Origin of the sequence: Algoriphagus litoralis (assembly GCF_003259255.1) — a bacterium.
Classification (GTDB): Bacteria; Bacteroidota; Bacteroidia; order Cytophagales; family Cyclobacteriaceae; genus Algoriphagus; species Algoriphagus litoralis.
Window position 1 is genome coordinate 35603 of the sequence record NZ_QGOL01000003.1, and the last position, 19325, is coordinate 54927.

Genomic DNA, 19325 nt, shown 5'->3' on the forward strand with positions numbered 1-19325 from the left:
TGTTCACTGTCCTTGGAGGAAATCCAATTTGGCATTTGAGCTCAAATGCCAAATTGGATTTTTTAGGAGTTTAGTAAATATTAATGAATGAAGTATTTGATTTTAGAAAGATATTTTGTCTTATTCCAAGTGATCCTTGGAAAATGTAAAGGAAGTGTTTGAGAGGACTGAAAAATAGTTCAACAAATAAATTACTTTTTAAAAAAAATCATTTAATGCATTACCTTTTGGTTAAAAAATTTTAATAATTATTTTTTAAATGCTTTTGAATTTTCTAGATTTATCGAAATAATCTTAGGGTAAAATGTTCAATTGGCTTTCATTCAATGAATTATGCCTTTCTGATTGGTTGTTTTCGGCTGTTTAACACATAATCCAAAAATCTATGATAAAACAATTACATGACTCAAATCCCAGAAAATCACCTGGTAGTCCAGGTACCCCACTCAATTTAATATTAACCTACTAATTGCCACCTATGAGAAAGTTTCTATCAATTGCTTTCTCTCTGGCTTTGCTTTTCGGATTCAATTCCGCAGCTCAAAGTCAACAGAGAGTGTTGAAAGGAAAGGTCACTGCTTCGTCAGATGGTCTTCCTATGCCAGGAGTTACAATCCTGGACAAGAGTAATCAAACCGGTACCACCACGGATGTGGATGGGATGTATTCGATCTCCGTTTCAGATCAATCAGTTTTGGTATTTTCATTCATTGGCTTTACCAGCCAGGAATTCACTGTGGGCAATCAATCCGAACTGAATGTGGTTTTGGATGAATCTGCTAGTGACCTATCAGAAGTTGTCGTGACAGCTTTTGGTTTGGAAAGAGAAAAGAAGGCCTTGGGTTATTCTGTTACCCAACTGGGTGGAGACAGATTTACAGAGGCTCGTGCGATCAACGCAGGTAATGCGCTTTCCGGAAAAGTAGCCGGTGTGAACGTCACTCCGCCTGCCACAGGTGCTGCCGGGTCCACCCGTGTGGTAATCCGCGGTGGATCTTCACTGACAGGTAATGACCAACCACTCTATGTAGTCAACGGTATTCCTATCGAATCAGGAAACCTAGGAAATGCAGGGATGTGGGGTGGAAATGACTCAGGTGACGGTCTTGCCTCAATCTCTCCGGATGATATTGAAAGTATGTCTGTCTTGAAAGGTAACGCAGCTGCTGCACTTTATGGTGCTAGAGCAGCCAATGGCGTTATTCTCATTACCACCAAAAGCGGTAAATCCAGAAAAGGTGTAGGGGTTTCATTCAACTCAAGCATCCTGTTTGACAATGTTTGGGATCAGACTGACTGGCAAAGAACCTATGGCCCGGGTCGTGATGGCCGAGTGTCTTCCTCTTCTTCAGAAGCGATGGAAGATGCAACCAACGGTTGGGGTGCAATGTATGACGGATCTCCAGTGGTTCAGTTTGACAATGTCGCCAGACCTTATTCTTTCACCGGAGAAGGACTCTCTGATTTCTATGAGACGGCTTACACGCTGACAAACTCGATCGCATTTGATGGAGGAAACGAAAGCACTAACTATCGTTTTTCATTTTCTGATCTGACCAACAACGATATCATGCCAAATGCTGAGTTTAACAGAAGAGTGGCTAATATCAATGTAAACAGCAAGTTGGGTAAGTTCACGCTAGGAGTAAGCGGCCAATACACTTTCCAAATGGCAAAAAACAGACCTAGACTCTCTGACTCTCCAGGTAATGCCAACTTCTCTATGCTGGTAAAACCAGGTCATATTCCTTTGGATGTGATGAAAGGTGATCCAAACAAGCCAGGCGCACTTCCTGACGGGACAGAACTTCGCTATCAGCAAAATACCTTCTCTACCAATCCATACTGGGCTGCATATCAGTTTTTCAGACAAGATGAGACAAACAGAATCTTGGGTAATGTATCCTTGCAATATGACATCACAGATTGGTTGTATGTCCGAGGTAGAATCGGTCTGGATTTCCAGGCGCGTGTGGATGACAGTTCAGAAGCCTATGGAACTGCTTACAAGCCAAGAGGTGATTACAACGTAACCGAAAGAACAATCAGAGAAGATAATGCTGACTTGTTCATTGGCTTCAACAAAACCTTCGGCGATTTCGCAGTGGACGGATTTGTGGGTGGAAACAGAATGAGAAGAACTGCCGAAAGCCTAAGAGGTGGAGGAAATGATTTGGTTATTCCATTCTTCCATAGTGTAAGAAATGTGGCTGCACCTACGATTGATTACGGATTCTCCGAATATGGAATCAATTCGTATTTCGCTTCTGCAAACTTGGCGTACAAAAACATGATTTTCTTGAACATGACTGCCAGAGAAGATCAGTTTTCTACACTTTCTCCTGAAAACTTCAAGTTGTTCTATCCTTCGGTGAGTTTGGGTGCAGTGATCAGCGATATGATTACTCTTCCAGAGCTGATCACGTTTGCCAAATTGCGTGGCTCTTGGGGTCAAGCAGGTGGTGGAGCACCAAATCCTTATGCGCTTAACCTGACTTACGGACTGGTAGGAAATGGCCACTTGGGCGGTAACCTCGGTCAAATCAACAACGGTGCTATTCCAAACTCAACACTGAAACCATATACTTCTACTGAATATGAATTCGGTGCAGATTTGAGATTCTTCAAAAACAGATTGGGAATCGATGTGGCTTACTACAACAGATTGACCAATGACGATATCTTGAACACAGGTATTTCTAGTACTTCAGGTTTTGGATCTACTACGGTCAATATCGGTGAGTTGAGAAATAAGGGTATTGAACTTTTGGTGAATGTCACTCCAATCTCCAGAGATTTCAGATGGGATGTGTCTTTCAATTTTGCAAATAACATCTCTGAGGTACTTAGCCTAGGTGTGGATGCTTTCGGAGATCCTATTGATTTCATCAACTTGGGAAATAGCCGATTGATGCGTGAATCTATCAGACATATCGTGGGTCAGCCACTTGGTATGATCGCTGGATTTAAGCACTTGATGATCGATGGTCAGAAAGTATACGATGCTAATGGATTCCCGGTAACTACAGCTGGACTTGAAACTATCGCAGAAGGCCGTCACCCAATTTCAGGTGGTATCAGCAATACCTTCAGCTACAAAGGATTCAGATTGTACACTTTGATCGATTTCAGACAGGGCGGTAGCATGATGTCTGGTACCAACTACTTTGGTTATACCAACGGTTTGCACCAAGAGACTTTGGTAGGCAGAAATGGTGGAATTACAGTATCTGGTGTTGACGTAAACGGTGAGGCAAATACCTGGACTATCGGTGCTGATCCGACTAATCAGGCTAATTATACCTTGGATCAGTATTATGCTGCTTACGCTAGAGTTACTGAGAATGTGGTATATGATGCCTCTTTCGGGAAGTTGAGAGAATTAAACCTTGGATATACATTCTCTAACAGCCTATTGAGCAAAACTCCAATTCAGACACTTACACTTTCCTTTGTAGGAAGAAACTTGGCGCTATTGTGGTCGAATGTTCCAAATGTGGATCCTGAGTCTGCTTATGCAGTGGATGGAAACTCTCAAGGTTTGGAATTCTTTGGTATGCCTACCAACAGAAGTTTCGGCTTTAACCTATCGGCTACTTTCTAATCTATTGGAAAAACCAAAAACATGCGAAATATGAAATTTACAAATAAACTGGCAGCGCTTCTTCTAGCAGGTTCGCTTGGGCTTTTCACCTCTTGTGATGAAAGCGCCTTGCTGGATCTCAACGTAGACCAAAATGCTGCTACAGATATAGACATGGCCTATTTATTTTCTTTGGGCACTTTGAGAATTGCCGGAGAATATGAAAATACCCGTGTTCCAATGCTCTATGCAGCAACGATGATTCAGCATACTGCTTCCACTGCTGGCTATTTCAGTGGAGATAAGTATCTGTACAATGCACAGTATAGCGGTGCCTACATGGAAAGCCACTATACCGGTGTGGTACGATTGTTTCAGCACGTGATCACAAGAACGCAGGAAGACCCGACTATGGATAATTTTAGGGCAGCTTCTATGGTTCTTAAGGTATTTGACCTTCACAGAATGACCGATATCTATGGTGATATTCCTTACTCTGAAGCAGGCAAAGGTCTGGATGGACCGGAATATTGGTTTCCAAAATACGATTCACAAGAGGAGGTTTACAATGCCATGATCGCGGACTTGCTTCAGGCTAGAAGTTTGTTTTCTGAGTCTGCAAGAGGTTTTGGTGCGCAGGATTTCATCTACGAAGGAGACATCTCAAAATGGAGAAAATTCACCAACTCCCTTTTGATGAGAATCGCCATGAGAATGAGCAATGTGGACGAAGCTAAAGCGAGAGCTGTCTTTGCGGAAGCAAGTAGCAATGGTGCCTTTGAATCTATCGATGATATGGCTACTATTATTTTTGCCACCGGACCACAGGGAATCAACAGAAACGGTCTGAATGACGGATACTGGGGTAACAACAAATACTCCAGAGACTGCAAAATTTCAGATACCTTCTTCCAGTGGATGAAGACCAACAATGATCCAAGACTTACCATTGTAGCTGGACCAATTGGCAATCCGGAAGATCCAAGCACTTGGGTTTCTGATGTCGATGCACTGAGAGGAATGCCAAATGGCTACACTTCTACCACATTGAGACCACTATTGTCTCCAGAGGACTTAGCGGCATACAATGCGAACGGAAATAGAATCTACTCCATGCTCAATCTGAAATATTTGGATTGGGAAGATCCGTACTACCTGATTTCTTACGCTGAAGTGGAGTTGATGAAGGCTGAGGCAGCGTTGAAAGGCTGGATCTCCTCTGATGCTACTGAGCACTTCAACAAAGGTGTAGCTGCTGCAATTAACTCATGGACATTATTTGATGCTTCATTTGCAAGAACCCCAGAGCAAGTTCAGGCTTATATCGCCGGAAGAGGTTTTGGAGCGGCATCTACTGAAGATAAACTTCGTCTGATCGGTGAGGAATACTGGGCAGCCACTTACCTCAATGACATTGAGTCTTGGGCAAACTGGAGAAGAACAGGCTATCCTGCTTTGACTCCTACTCAGGATCCGAATGCTTTTGAAGGCAATTTCATCCCAAGAAGATTGAGATATTGGGAAAATGAAATCGGCTCAAACCCTGAAAATTATCAGGCCGCAACTGCACGAATGGGTGGTGATCTATTCGCTACTAAAATGTGGTGGGACGGAGGAAATTAATCTTTCGTTAATTTGATACCTTAACAGCCGTTTTGATCTAGGTCAAAGCGGCTGTTTTTTTATTTTTACCCAAGAAAATAACTACTCAAAAAATGAAATACTGGTTAATTGCGAGTTTGTGTTTGATCTTATCCTGCACCGAAAAAAACCAAATCGAAGAAACTGAACAGAGATCTTATTTCATCGTCGGCTATGTCGCAGGATGGAAAACAGTAAATCCAAAGAAAATTCCTGCCGAAAAACTCACCCATATCAACTACGCCTTTGCGAATGTTGAAGATGGTGTGGTGACACATATTGAAGGCAGAACTGCCAAAGACAGCACTAATTTTTTGATGCTACAGCAGCTTAAAGCCAGAAATCCTGACTTAAAGATTCTCGTTTCCATCGGCGGATGGACCCATTCCAAAGGATTCTCTGATGCGGTTTTGACCGAGGAAGGAAGAAAGAAACTGACTGATTCAGGGATAGACTTCCTCTTGAAATACAATCTTGATGGATTGGATTTTGACTGGGAATATCCAGGCTATCCAGGAGACAATAATCCCTATCGGCCTGAGGATAAGGAGAATTTCGTCGCCATGCTCAAGAGCTTCCGAGAGGCATTGGATTCGGTAGGAAATTTAAATGGGAAAAAATACCTCAGTACCATTGCATCTGGAGGATTCAGAGGTTATCTCGAAGTCAATAATATGGCAGAGGCGCAGAAATACCTCGATTTCATCAATATCATGGCTTATGATTTTTATACCGCAGGAGATGATGTGACGGGGCATCATGCGAATCTTTTTCCAAGTGGGTCAAAAGGTAGATCTGCACAAACTACCGTGGAAGAGCATATTGAATTTGGCATACCTGCCGAAAAGCTTGTCCTTGGCGTACCTTTCTATGGACGGATGTGGGTAGGCGTTGAAATGAATGAAAATGGTCTTTTCCAACATGGTAAATTCAAAATGGGGCTTCCTTACCATCAGGTTTATGCCTTCTCCAAAAACTCAGCCTATTCCAGATTTTGGGATACGAATGCCGGTGCACCTTACCTTTTCTCTGTCAAGGACTCCACATGGATCACTTTTGAGGATGAAGAATCTTTGGGTTTGAAAGTGAAGTTTATCAAAGAAAAAGGACTTGCAGGGGTGATGTTTTGGGAATTGTCTGAGGACAATACCGGGACACTTCTGGAGGCATTGCACTCCGAATTGCAGCCAAAGAAAGATTCGATAAACTAAAATATGACTTGGATCGGAGTAGACATCGGCGGCTCCCATATAGCTGCTGCTCAAATCTGTCTTAGCGGAGATGATGTGAGCATCTCCAACTTTGTCGAAGCAGATGTGGATACCTTTGGAGAGGTCAATGAGATTATTAGGGAATGGTCTCGAGTAATAAGGCAAGCGAATGGAGGTGCAGCCGACATGAAAGTGGGAATTGCAATGCCGGGCCCTTATGACTATGAAAATGGTGTTTCCTTGATCAAGGATCAGGGGAAAATGAAATCTCTATTAGGATTATCTGTGAGAAATCTTCTCGCCGAAAGTTTGGCTATCGATCCAAAAGCCATTGTCTTTACCAATGATGCAGAGGCATTCCTCCTTGGCGAAAGTCTGGCAGGAGCGGGACGTAGCTTTAAAAATGCCATCGGTCTGACTCTGGGAACAGGATTAGGTTCAGCGATCAAAATCGAAGATGTAGTCAAAGATGCCAAGCTTTGGACTGCCCCTTTTCGAGATGGAATTGCAGAAGATTATTTAGGGACTTCTTGGTTTAAGACCCAATCCTTCCAAAAGTTTGGTTTGGAAATAGCCGGGGTGAAAGAACTGCTCGCCAAAGAGTTTGATTCACAAGTTTCGGACTCGATTTTTGCTGAGTTTGGAAGGACACTCGGCGAGTTTCTCGAGCAATACATCATTCGCCTCCACTGTCAGGGCGTGGTTTTGGGAGGGAAAATTGCCCGGGCCAGCGAACGATTTATACCCTACACCCAGGCCTATTTAGCGCCTTTACACTATCCTTTTGAAATCAAAGTTTCTGAAATGGAAGAGAAAGCGACCCTTGTTGGCGCCTGTCATCCATTTTTGAGTGAATCCCAAATGAAAAGTTAATGAAACGATTTTCCCTTTTTTGCCTCCTTTTGCTTTTTCACCAATTGAGTTTTGCTCAGCAATTCTATGATTTGATCATTGTAGGTGGAGGAGCCAGTGGCACAGCCGCCGGGATTGCTGCTGGAAGGCTTGGTGCCAAAACTCTCATTATCGAGCAGACAACTTGGTTGGGAGGAATGCTGACTTCTGCCGGGGTATCAGCGATTGATGGGAATCATCGGCTGCCCTCAGGGATTTGGGGGGAATTTAAGGCTGAGCTGGAGGCCTATTATGGAGGGCCAGAAAAGCTGGCAACCGGCTGGGTAAGCAATACGCTCTTTGAACCCAAGGTCGGAAATGAAATATTAAAGAAAATGGCATCCAATGTCGAGCCTCTAAGCATTTCATATGAGAGCACCTGGGAAAAGGCATATTATGAGGATGGACTCTGGACGCTTGTTTTTACTAAAAACGGAAAGGAAGAAACTGTCACTTCAAAACTTCTAATCGACGCTACAGAATTGGGTGACGTGGCTGCAGCACAGGGTTTGCCTTACCGACTGGGTATGGATGCTCGAGCGGAAATAGGAGAGGAGTTTGCTCCAGATGCAGCGAATGATATCATTCAAGATCTAACTTATGTGGCGACTTTGCAGGATTTTGGACCTCGTGCTGACATGACGATTCCCAGACCTGCCAACTACGATCCGGCCGAGTTTGCCTGCGCCTGTGCGCATGCCGATCCGACAACTGACGATGCCCCAACTTTGGATTGTGGCAAAATGCTGGACTATGGTAAACTCCCAAATGGGAAATACATGATCAATTGGCCAAACTGCGGCAATGATCACTATGTGAATCTAGTGGAAATGAGCCCTGCGGAGCGGAAGTTAGAAATTGAAAAGGCCAAACAGACTACCCTGAGATTTGTATATTACATTCAGCACGAACTTGGTTTCAAGCACCTTGGACTGGCTGAGGGAGAATATCCAACTCAAGATAAGCTTCCGATGATTCCCTACCACAGAGAATCCAGAAGGTATCATGGACTGGTGGATTTTACTTTACCCTTCGTCAGGACGCCTTATTCTGCCCCTAGTCCGATGTATCGTACAGGAGTGGCAGTTGGAGACTATACGATCGATCACCACCACAAGAAGAATTTGGAAGCACCCGCCATTGACTTTATCAAAATCAGGGTTCCTTCCTACAATGTCCCGCTTGGCGCTTTGATTCCGGCAAATCATCCAGCTTTAATTTTGGCGGAGAAGAGCATCTCTGTTTCCAATATTGTCAATGGAGCTTCCCGGCTTCAGCCTGTGGTATTGGGAATAGGTCATGCTGCTGGAGTTTTGGCAGCTGCAGCTTTGCAAGAAAATAAACCCCTCTCTGAAGTTTCGATTCGCCGGGTTCAGCAATTGCTTTTGGATCAAAAAGCCTACCTCATGCCTTTTTTGGACATGAATCCAAGTGAACCACATTTTCAAGCTATGCAAAAGGCAGGAGCAGCTGGAATTGTCAAAGGCGAGGGTGTACCCTATCTCTGGGCGAATCAAACGTGGTTTTATCCAGAAAGACTGGTTTCAGAATTTGAACTTGTGGATGGACTGAGACCGATGTATTCGGAACTGAGCGAGTTTTGGGGAGCTTCTGGAGATTACTTGACAGCGGCCAGGCTTTGGGTCTTTCTAAAAATGATCAAACCCGAATTAAAAGAAGAGGACCTGCTTAGCGCCTGGAAAACTGGAAATTTGGAGAGTGATTTTTCTATGGAGAAAAAATTAAACCGTAGAGAAGTCTCGGTTCTTTTGGATGAATTGCTGAATTTCTTTGAGAAGGAAGTGGATTGGAAAGGCGATTTTAGGAAGTAAATAGTTTAACGTATTGCATCGCGAGAGGTGGGAAAAAAGCCAACAATTAAGAGAATAAGCCTGATTTCAGATTTCAATTCTGAGAAATCCTTCCAGCCTTCCGATTCCCAGTTCCTTCTTTTCCAGTAAGCGCATCACCCATATCTGCTCGGGCCTGATCTGCAAATCCATTGAGTAACCTGACGATTTCGGGATTTTGGGAAGTAAGGTCTGTCGTTTCGCCTTTATCCTTTGACAAATCGAATAGCTGCGGATGTTCTAGCTTGATCTGCGAATACTTTACCGGAATGCCGTCATTTCGCATTGCTGTTTCGGCGGGAATTGTCCTGTAGGTGTGAGGAAATACCATTTTCCATTTGCCAAAAATGACAGCCTGAAGCTCATTTTTGTTGTAATACGCAAAATAGGGTTTCGATTCCGAGCTTTTTCCCTGGATCAACTCCCAGATATCCGAGCCGTCGATTTTCAGTTCCGGTAGCTTGGATTCGGTTAGTTTGGCCAAAGTAGGCAGGATATCAATGGTCATCGCTGCCTGATCCTGAACAGTTCCCGCCGGAATTTTTCCCGGCCAGGTAAAGATGGCAGGGACTCGGATTCCGCCTTCCCAAGAGGTTCCTTTTCCCTCTTTTAATCCACCTTGCAATCCCGCATGGCCTCCGTACGATAGCCAAGGTCCGTTGTCGGAGGTGAAGATGATGAGTGTATTATCAGCCAGACCCAATTGTTCCAGCTTATTCCTGATTTCACCAACTGACCAGTCAATCTCCATCATCACATCTCCGTATGCTCCCTGTTTTGATTTGCCATCAAACTTATCAGACACAAAGAGGGGTACATGAGGCATGCTATGCGCTAAGTACAGGAAAAATGGTTTCTTCTGATTTTTATCGATAAACTCGAGCGATTTATAGGTGTACCAAGAGGTCAATTCCCGTTGATCTTCAAGGTAAGCGATGGTCTTTTCGTCCTCGATAAGGGGGAGTGGAGGGTAATAATCCTTTGATTCCGGATGATTGGGCCACATATCATTGGAGTAGGGAAGGCCAAAATAGCTGTCAAATCCCTGTCGAGTCGGCAAAAACTGCGGGTGATGACCCAAATGCCATTTGCCTACCATTCCGGTTTGGTACCCATTCGATTTCAGCATTTCTGCAATGGTGGTTTCCGCTGGATTCAGACCATGATTTGCAGTGTGATCTAGTGCTCCAAAGAGTTCGAGCCGATTGGCATATGCGCCGGTAAGCAATGCTGCACGTGAAGCGGTACAGACTGCATGAGGTACGTAGAACTGGGTGAATCGGGTCCCCTCCGCAGCAAGTTGGTCTAGATTCGGTGTCTCCCAACCTTCGGCACCATAGCTTCCCAAATCACCATAGGCCATGTCATCCGCGAAAATCAGGATAATATTGGGTCTGTCAGCTTGTCTTTCTGTTTCCTTTGATCCATTCAAAAAAATCAGAAGCGCTGTAAGTGGTAAGAAAAAGTGAATGGCCATATCGAATTATCAATTTTGAGAGGTTACAATTTTTCAATCTTTGACCAGATGAATTTACCGATGGCTCTTCCCTGATCCACACCGTTGTCAATTGCATCCCGGAAGTGAATTCCTCCATAAAGCCTGGAAATCGCAGCCTCTGCGGCAGCCTGATTGAAGGAGTTGAATTCGCGCTCTGGAAGACCAAAATAGACCTCTGAGCTGTCCACAAACTTAAAATTATCTCCAAAATAGCTGGTCAAAATTTCAGCGGAGGCTGTACTGATGACCGAGTGTCCTGAGGTGTATTCTGGAAATGGAGGTGTCTGAAGTAAGGGTTTCCACTTGGGATCCAGCTTTTCGTTGATCACAGTTTCGGGTCGGATGCGGTTGGTTTCATATTTAGCTTTCCAACAGGAAATAAACGCATCGTGCAAGGTCAGGCCAACCAACGTATGGATATAGACCGTTTCCGAAAAAGATAAGTTTTGTTTTTGCGCAGCGATTCCAGTGATTCCTATCCAATGTCCGCCTGGAGAGATTTTTTTTACACCGATTGCCATGTGACCTGAAAATTCGACTTTGAATGGGTTGCAATCCCAAAAGTTGGCGATCAATTTTTCTTCTTCGTTCAGTTTCAACCCATATTGATAGACCTCGTCCAATTGTTTAGCAAAAGAACTGCCTGCATTGAGGTCGAATGGAGCCATGGGTTTAGGATCGAATTCTTCCAGATTTTTCAGGAAAAAAGGCTTGACAGTCCTCCATTCTGGTTCCACTGCAGCCATATAAGCAGGTGGAGTAGGGTACCAAAATCCTTCACCTTCCCTGGGAGTATAGCGATTTAGAGCAGTCAATTGGATGTAACCGTCACTTTTGGCCAAGGTCAAAACCTGATCGGCTACTGTTTTTGCAAAAGTTAGGTGTTCGGCAAGGTTCTTTTTGGAAACCAATTTGTTTTTCAAGCCCCACTTTTCCCAGGCAGCCTGCTTCTCCTGTAATAAATATCCGGAGGGCATCACCTTTTCCCCAACCAAAAACATGGCATAGACCGCGGCAAATTCGGGTGATGGGAGAGATTGCTTGAGTTGATTTTCTCCAAGAGAAAGGGTTGGGATTTCCCCTTTGAGGAATTTTCCGCCTGATTGAGAAATGACCTGATAGGCTGCCAAATTCGTGTAGGCATAGATTCTGGCTGCTACCGGAGGACTGGCTACATCGGTCACCATCACTTCTGTGATGTGAAAGAGTTCCGCTGCATAGATCCTTGCCCAATCTTGATGTTGCTTTTGCGCTAGCAGAAGGATACTTCCCAAGGGAAGAAAAAAACATAGAACTAAGAGGGAAAATGCCTTTTTCATTGAACTTTATATACTTCTGGATTTTGTTGATTTATTCCGAAAACAAGGAATTTACCAGCTGATGTTTCCAGTTGGAGAATAGATTTGATATCCCCTTTGATTCCCAATCCAGACTCCGCAGGGGAAAGAGGAGAAAATTCGCCTTTTCCATTTCCGAGTAATACCAAGCCCAAACCTGCATCGATTTTTCCGATTCGGATGCGGGTTTGATTCTGATTTCCGCCTAGGACGATGTCGGGATTTCCATCCAGGTTGATGTCTGTAGCAAGAATAGAATATACCGGTGAAACCTGCGCCAATCGGGGAAGTGTATGAGGAACAAATCCGTTCACCGTATTTTCAAAATACATGGATTCCAAAGTCTGAATTTCCAATAGTAACGCCTTTTCCAGCTCTTGTTTAGAAAAAAGGTCAGTCATTTTTGCCTTGGAGTAGGTAGCATAATCCGTGAATTTGCTTCGCATGCTCACCATTTGATCCAGCAGTTCGTCACGGCTTGGATAGGGGTAGCGATCGTCTCCAATATAGCATTCCAAAATGGGGTCAATACTTCCATTTTGATCAAAATCTGCCGCATAGAGCTGGATTGATTTCTCAGCATTGGCCACAAGTTGCGAATTGAGTCCAAAATTACCCGCGATCAAATCGAAATCGCCGTCACCATCCATGTCTGCCTGCAGGAGAGATGACCACCAGCCAGAAAGGTTTTTGGGGAAATATTGAGCAGATTGATCTTCAAAGGAACTCCCATTTTTATTGATCAATGCCGTGGGCGCCATAAATTCTCCCACCAAAATCAGATCTTCTGTTTGGTCTCCGTTGAGGTCTTGCTTTACTGCTCCTGTGAGCATGCCAAATTTGCCTTTATTGGGTAAGAATGTGGAAGATTGATCGGAAAATGTCCCGCTACCATCATTGATTAAAAGTTTGCTTTCGGGTGTCTCAGGATATCTTCCCGGAATGACTTTACCTCCTACAAACAGATCGGGGAATCCATCTCCATTGGCATCCAAAACCACTGCGGTACCGGTACTGATGGTATAGCTTGGAAAATCTGATTTCGCAATCAGAACTCCCTTGCCATCGTTAAGATACAGGCGATCACGGAGTGATTCATCTGAGGCCAAGTAGTCATGATATCCTCCGCTTCCGACAAATAAGTCAAGACTTCCATCCCCGTTGAAATCCTCGAAAATTGCCAAAGCATCGGTAAAGTCAGAGGAGGACCGGAAGCCTCGGAAGATTTCCCAGCTTCCATCTTTAAAGGAGTAAATTCTAGCTGGAGTTCCTTTGGTTCCGCCTATGAAAACCTCTGGATATCCATCGCCATTCAGGTCAGCCTGGGCCATGGATGGACCGATATGGCTTGGCATTGTCAGCATGAGAGGCTGACGTTTGAAGTCATTTACAGTAGAGAAGGTGGAGGTAAAGTCCGGAGCGCTAACCCTAGTGAAAAGAGGGGAGGCTTTTTTAGGACTTTTTGGACGGCTCAAACTGGTACTTTGCTCAATTGTCACTTGTTGATTGGCTTGCACTCCTTCCAGTTTGCTTCTGCTTTGATCTGGCCAAATGACTATCAGACTGTCCACTTCTGAAGTTTTTCCAAGTCCAAGTTGAAGCCGATGCGTGCCCGAGGATTGGAATCCCCGCACAGGGTTCTGTTCCAAAAAACTGAGCTCACCATTTGTGTAAGCTTGAACTTTGGATCCTATCCCAAACTGATTGCCTGGCTTTCCAACCAAATTGATCTGAATCCAATTTCCGGATTGGCTTTTGTTCTCAAAGATCCCCGCAGTTTCATTGAGATGACTGACGACCAAATCCAAGTCGCCATCGTTGTCCAAATCGGAATATGCTGCCCCACTGGAGAAGTTTTTTGCACCAAACCCAGCCGTTATTGAAGTGTTTTGGAATTGGAGATTTCCGGTGTTTTGAAAGAAATAATCGTGAACCGGGGTAGAGGTCATCGAAGTGACCAGGTGCAAGGTGTCGGCTTTTTCTTTTGCAACAGCCTGCTTGAAATAGTAATCTCCCTTATACTTCAAAAAGTCCCGATTGGTATAATCCCTATAATACCCATTGGTCACAAACAGATCCTTATTCCCATCATTGTCCGCATCAAAAAATAATGCAGACCAGCTCCAATCTGTATTTGATATACCTGCCAGTTGTCCAATTTCCGAAAATACACTTTCCCCCTGATTTAAATGAAGCATGTTTCGCATGTTTTGATGATGGAATCCTCGCTTGATCATGAGTGCGTATTGCTCGTAATTTTCCGGACCATAGAGGAGTTTTTGGCGCTCGTTATCTTCCGGAAGCATATCCAGGGTAAAGATGTCTGCCAATCCGTCATTGTTAATGTCAGCAATATCAGCTCCCATGGAGAAATGGGAAATGTGCTGAAAGTGATCGGTCATTTGATCTGAAAATGTTCCATCACCATTATTGAGGTAAAGATAGTCTGGCTCGATGTAGTCATTCGTTACCAGAAGGTCTGGCCATCCGTCCTGATTGATATCAGAAGAAATGACAGCCAATCCAAAACCTAAGGCTGAGCCCTTAATCCCTGCCTGCTCGCTGATGTCTGTGAATTTTCCCTGGTCATTGCGGTAAAGTTTATCACCGGCGTAGGGATGACGGGCTCCTCTAGCCACATCAAACTCCATTTCATTGATTACCTGAATGTGGTGATTGAGTAGAAAAAGATCCAAATCCCCATCTTGATCAAAATCAAAGAACAGACCTTGGGTACTGTTGGATGGATCATTGATTCCAAACTCCGCTGCTTTTTCCTCAAATTTAAAATTGCCTCGATTGATCCAGAGTTCGTTTTTTCTGGTTTCTGGTGCTCCTTTTCCCGAATAGCAGACGTAAATATCGAGGAGTCCATCCCCATTGACATCTGCCATACTGACTCCTGTAGTCCAAACCTCTTTACCGGCCACTCCGGCGGATTTGGTGATGTCTTCAAATTTGAGATTGCCTAGATTTCGGTATAATTTATTTCCGGTCATGTTGCCGGTAAAAAATAGATCGTCCAAGCCGTCATTGTTTAGATCACCTACTGCCACTCCGCCACCATTATAGAAATATTCGTAGCGGAGAATATTGTTCTGGGCGTCTTCCCGGAGCTGATTTTTGAAATTTACGCCAGTCTTTTTGGGAGAAAGTTTCTCAAATTTCGCCTGAATCTGTTGTGCTTTTACTGGTGAGGGATGGACACAAACCCATCCTAAGCAGATAAACAAAAAACTCAGGAATCGAAACTCAGTATACATGATTTTAAATACTCGGATTAACCCAGTCTGTTGATGACATCTTCAAACAGTTTTTCGTTGACAACAGCAACTCCACCCATCAAGCCGACATCTTTTCCCAATTGATAAAGTGCCAACTTTGATTTTTCACGGGATTTGGCCATGCTGTAGATGTTCAATGCCTGCTGGATAGGTGTAATAAGGTATTGATTGGCTTCCGCAACTGATCCCCCTATGATGATCAGTTCGGGATTGAGAATCTGAATTAACATGGAAATACCGCGGCCCAGATCCAATCCTGCCTCAGAAAGGATGGTGATGGCACGCTGATCTCCTGCGAGAGCGGCCTCGACGACTAAGTCTGGCTCAAGTTCTCCTTTATGGTCTCTAACCATTCTGGCTAAGATGCTATCCTTATCCAACTTGATCGCATCCTCAGCCATTCTCACGATTGCCGTGCCGGAGGCCACAGCTTCCAGACAGCCTTTTTTGCCGCAAGTACAGGTAATATCTCTTGATTCAAATATGGGGGAATGTGAAAATTCACCCGCGAATCCAGATGCGCCCTGATAGATTTTTCCGTCAATGATTATACCCAGACCGATACCCCATCCAATGAATAGTCCAAGGACATTTTTATAGGTATGTTCTGGTCCAAATTTATACTCTGCCAAAGTCATGGCTCGGGCATCATTTTCCAGAAAGATTTTCTTTTGGAAATGACTTTCCAGATTTTCGAGTAAGGTTTTTTTGCCAAATCGGAGATAGGTATAATTTACCCCACCAACAGAATCTACTAAACCAGGCATTGAAAATCCTATCGCTATTACCTTCTCGGTAGGGATTTTTGTTTTTGTCAAATACTGATCAATCAATCCACATAAGTGATCAAAGGTCTCCTTTTCGTTGTTGAGCGTGATTTTGTGTTCTTCTTTTTCAAAAGCCAACTCGTGATTGCAGCTATACAATGCCAGATTCATAGTGAATTTGGAAAGGTCCACAGACAGCACATAAAAGGCATTTTCGGCTAGTCGGTACAAATCGGGCTTGCGTCCGCCCTGAGACTCCGCTCGGCCTTGCTTGATGACTTCACCACTGGTCATTAGGTCTCCTAAAAGGGCATTTACCGTAGGAAGGGAGATTCCTACTTCATTGCATATTTCGCTGGCGGTATTGGCGCCTTTGAGGTAGAGGTTCTTAATGATTTTTATTTTGTTGAGGTAGCTTTTGATTTCTACCACACCATCCATCTTGGAGATGCTTTCTTGAGGATTTATTAGGTTCATGGCTTATTGGAATCCCTGAATTAAGGTAAATTTTAGATTTCAAAAAAGACTTCCTGAAAAAAATCATCTAATGAGCTGGAATTCGTCAAAAGAAAGACAATTTATTTTCAAAGAATCGGTGGTTTTTGAAAAAGATTTGAAAATTTCAGCTAATCATTTTCCGGGTTTTGGAGTTTTGTTATGTTTGTTTTTTAAATTTTTAAAACATGAACAGACTACCCATTGAAGCTCACCTGAGCAAAGCTGAAGTTTTTGAAATCGTAGAAAAATTCCTGTCCGAGTTGGGACTTAAAATCCATTCAAAGGATATGGAAAGGCCTTGGGGTGGATTTTTTGTGTTGGATGAATCTCAGCTTTTGAAATTCAAATCTGTGTTTTTTCCAGAAATACATCTTTCGGAAGAGCAAATGGCCCAAAAACTTAGCCCAAAATTCTTGCTTGTTGCTCCGGGTGCGAGGCTCTCTTGGCAGTACCATTTCAGGAGGGCTGAACTTTGGAAACTGATCGCAGGAAGCTCTTCCATTGCAAGAAGCTCCTCAGATGAACAGGGACCAGTAAGCGAGATGAACCTAGGTGAGGTGGTTTCACTTTCCAAGGGCGAACGACACCGACTTATTGGTACCACTAGTTGGGGGGTAGTAGCAGAGATTTGGATGCATACAGATCCTGAAAATCCATCAGACGAGGATGATATCGTCAGATTACAGGATGATTATGCCCGAAAATAAAAAAGCTCGGGGTTTTTCCCCGAGCTTTAAAAGTTTAGAATTTGGTCCGTAGCTCAATCACCCTTAAAATAATCAATCAATTTCTAAAAAAACGACTGCGGACAAGTCCAAAGAAGTCATTGAATTTAGAAATAATTATTTAAAATCCAAATAGTTGCATACGAAAATTGCGAATTATGTGATGAAATGGATGGTGAGGCTTTTTATAATTTTTCGATCTTTTTTGCAACTTCTTCGGCTTCTGCCATCAGTTTGTCGGCAGCAGTACGATTTGAGTGAGAGAGTTTATGGGCATCTGACATCATCTTGGCGTAGGTTTCCTGAAGCTTCTCTTTCTCTGATTTTTTCTTGAATAGTCCAAACATGGTTTTTTCGTTTATTCAGTGAACCCACCAGCAAACTCAATGTTTAAAAAATGAATTCAAGATTTATCTCTGCTGAACAATTTCATCGTTTTTGTAGGTAATCAAGTCCTCCAGTCTTCCAGCAGAATTGTAATATCTCCAAGGTCCTTCTTTTTTGCCATCTACCATACTTCCTTCTGAGGCCTTTCGTCCATTTTCATGGTAGAAACTCCAAGTACCTTCCGCCTTACCTGATTTGAAAGTACCCTCAGACTCCTTTTGGCCATTGACATAATAGGTGATTCGAGTCCCATCTCCATCCTTCAGGGTGCCTTTATCCAGTTTGCTGAGACCATCATAGCTGAAATAATCACCGACATTTTTTAATCGCCCATTTTCCCAATACTCCTCTTGAGTGAGTTGCTTGTTGTCATAGAATAGGCCCCAAATACCATCTTCAAAGCCTAGTTTGTAAGACCCCACTGACTTTAATTGGCCGCCGTCATAGTAATAGAACCATTGACCTACTTCCATTCCGAGGCTGTATTCTCCTTCAGCCACAAGAATTCCGATTTTGTTGAAGTATTTCCAAAGTCCTGTTTTGAGATCATTGCGGTATTCACCAATAGAATAGATTTCGCCATCCGGAAAGTAGCTTTTCCAAATGCCGGTTTTGGCACCACTCTGATACTGTCCCTGCACTGAAACCTGCCCTGAGCTATGGTATTCAACATATTCACCTACTGGCACGCCTAATTCATAGGTTTTCCGTTTGGACAGGGCTTTGTTTGGAAAATATTCCTCCCATACGCCAATGCCAATATCATTTTTGTATTTCTCGATTCTTGCCAAGCGGCCGGATTCGTAGTAGTATTTCCAATCCCCGTTTTTGTTTCCGTTTTGGTCGTAATACTCCTCTGCTTCTATCACTTTCGTGCCTGGGAAATATCTTTTCCATTCTCCAACCTTTTCCCCATTATTATAGGTGCCTAGTTCCATTGGCAAATTAGGATATGCGAATCTTTTGAAGCTTCCGTCTAGTTGACCTTTAGAATAGGTGGCTTCCGTGATGACATTACCTTCCGGGCCGTATTCTAGGTAGGGTCCTTCGCGAAGTCCTTTAACATAGAATTCACGGATCGCTAATTCGCCAAAATCATAATAGGTCACCCATTGCCCATTTTTTAGGCCGTTTTCATATTGGCCTTCGATCATGACTTGAGTCGGATCGATATAGTCGGGATTTCCGGCTTTGCCAAAGTATTCAGTGTATTTGCCTACCATGACACTGTCTTGAAAAATCATCTGCTTCTTCAGTGCTCCTTCAACATCAAAAAATTGGGCAGGACCGAATAATTTACCATTTCGGTATTCAGCTGTCTCGGCTCGTTTGCCATTGGAATAATACTTGGTCCAAGCCCCTTCTCTAATACCTTTTGCGAAGGTGCCTTCTGCAAGAAGTGTGTTGGTTTTTGGGTTGTAAAATTTCCAGAGTCCTTCACGAAGCTTGTTTGAAACAACACCAGTTGCCATCAACGTAGAGTCAGCATTGAACTGCTGTATCACTTGTGGTTCCTGGGCGAAGGATAAAAAATGAAAGAAAGTAAAAACTGCTAAAAGCAAATATCTCATGTTCCGTGGGTTTCGGTAAGGGTCGTAAAATCTAAGTACAACGATCAAATTAACTGATTCGAAATAATTTTACGTGCGAATC

The 19325-nt window shown here is 43.5% G+C and carries 12 protein-coding genes; 6 read left to right on the top strand and 6 right to left on the bottom strand.

Annotation, left to right across the window (positions count from 1 at the left end; all coding sequences use genetic code 11):
- Positions 1–478: 478 nt before the first annotated feature.
- From DK188_RS03495 to DK188_RS03515, 5 genes are all read left to right on the top strand, one after another.
- Entirely contained in the window at positions 479–3604 is a 3126-nt protein-coding gene (locus DK188_RS03495; RefSeq protein ID WP_111669421.1) for a SusC/RagA family TonB-linked outer membrane protein, read from the top strand.
- A 30-nt stretch (positions 3605–3634) separates the two neighbouring features.
- The gene (locus tag DK188_RS03500) at positions 3635–5206 is read left to right on the top strand and encodes a SusD/RagB family nutrient-binding outer membrane lipoprotein (protein ID WP_111669811.1); all 1572 of its coding nucleotides are present in this window, start codon (positions 3635–3637) and stop codon (positions 5204–5206) included.
- A 92-nt stretch (positions 5207–5298) separates the two neighbouring features.
- A complete protein-coding gene (locus DK188_RS03505; protein WP_111669422.1) occupies positions 5299–6435 on the top strand; it encodes a glycoside hydrolase family 18 protein in 1137 nt (378 codons plus the stop codon).
- 3 nt (positions 6436–6438) lie between these two features.
- Positions 6439–7308 (top strand): ROK family protein, encoded by an 870-nt coding sequence (locus tag DK188_RS03510; protein ID WP_111669423.1) that lies wholly within the window; start codon positions 6439–6441, stop codon positions 7306–7308.
- Positions 7308–9158: an FAD-dependent oxidoreductase gene (locus DK188_RS03515; protein ID WP_111669424.1), complete on the top strand. Its 1851-nt coding sequence runs from the start codon at positions 7308–7310 to the stop codon at positions 9156–9158. The genes DK188_RS03510 and DK188_RS03515 overlap by 1 nt, the downstream gene beginning before the upstream one ends.
- Before the next feature lie 73 nt (positions 9159–9231).
- Here the strand turns inward: DK188_RS03515 and DK188_RS03520 are convergent, their stop codons facing one another.
- Genes DK188_RS03520 through DK188_RS03535 form a run of 4 tightly spaced genes read right to left on the bottom strand, consistent with a single transcriptional unit; the run spans position 9232 to position 16539 of the window.
- The gene (locus DK188_RS03520) at positions 9232–10653 is read right to left on the bottom strand and encodes a sulfatase family protein (RefSeq protein ID WP_111669425.1); all 1422 of its coding nucleotides are present in this window, start codon (positions 10651–10653) and stop codon (positions 9232–9234) included.
- A 23-nt stretch (positions 10654–10676) separates the two neighbouring features.
- Positions 10677–11993, bottom strand: coding sequence for a vanadium-dependent haloperoxidase (locus tag DK188_RS03525; RefSeq protein ID WP_111669426.1), 1317 nt, complete (start codon positions 11991–11993; stop codon positions 10677–10679).
- The gene (locus tag DK188_RS03530) at positions 11990–15274 is read right to left on the bottom strand and encodes a VCBS repeat-containing protein (protein ID WP_111669427.1); all 3285 of its coding nucleotides are present in this window, start codon (positions 15272–15274) and stop codon (positions 11990–11992) included. Before DK188_RS03530 ends, DK188_RS03525 begins: the two co-directional genes overlap by 4 nt.
- A gap of 17 nt (positions 15275–15291) precedes the next feature.
- Entirely contained in the window at positions 15292–16539 is a 1248-nt protein-coding gene (locus tag DK188_RS03535) for an ROK family protein (protein WP_111669428.1), read from the bottom strand.
- Between the two features lie 206 nt (positions 16540–16745).
- Here DK188_RS03535 and DK188_RS03540 point away from each other — a divergent pair, with 206 nt between their 5' ends.
- Entirely contained in the window at positions 16746–17267 is a 522-nt protein-coding gene (locus DK188_RS03540; protein WP_111669429.1) for a cupin domain-containing protein, read from the top strand.
- A 203-nt stretch (positions 17268–17470) separates the two neighbouring features.
- On the opposite strand, the gene DK188_RS03545 is transcribed toward DK188_RS03540, so the two are convergent.
- Positions 17471–17632 (bottom strand): Lacal_2735 family protein, encoded by a 162-nt coding sequence (locus DK188_RS03545; RefSeq protein WP_111669430.1) that lies wholly within the window; start codon positions 17630–17632, stop codon positions 17471–17473.
- 63 nt (positions 17633–17695) lie between these two features.
- Positions 17696–19243, bottom strand: coding sequence for a toxin-antitoxin system YwqK family antitoxin (locus DK188_RS03550; protein ID WP_111669431.1), 1548 nt, complete (start codon positions 19241–19243; stop codon positions 17696–17698).
- Positions 19244–19325: the final 82 nt, after the last annotated feature.